This is a genomic window from Salinivibrio sp. EAGSL, assembly GCF_013366455.1.
GTDB classification, from domain to species: domain Bacteria; phylum Pseudomonadota; class Gammaproteobacteria; order Enterobacterales; family Vibrionaceae; genus Salinivibrio; species Salinivibrio costicola.
Map to the genome: position 1 here is coordinate 1 of NZ_JABWMG010000077.1, position 263 is coordinate 263.

Genomic DNA, 263 nt, shown 5'->3' on the forward strand with positions numbered 1-263 from the left:
GCGCACTTCTTCTCTGTGCCAAACACTGATAAAGGCATTAAAGATGCATTGAAAACCATCAAGCCATATCAGCCTGAGCGCATCATCATTGAAGCCACTGGCCGATTAGAAATGTCCTTTGTGCTCGCGTGTATTGAAGCCAATTTACCCATCGTACGCGCCAACCCTGTGCACATTAAACGCTTCGCCGGCGCCATTGGCCGCAGAGCACGGAAAACGCATGAACATCCGCGTCATGAAAGGCTTCCCAGCACGGTCGCCAG

Annotated in this window: 1 pseudogene; it reads left to right on the forward strand. The window is 51.7% G+C overall.

From position 1 onward, the window contains the following. Positions 1–263 (forward strand): annotated as a pseudogene (locus tag HLG76_RS14765) (hypothetical protein); the annotation flags it as partial.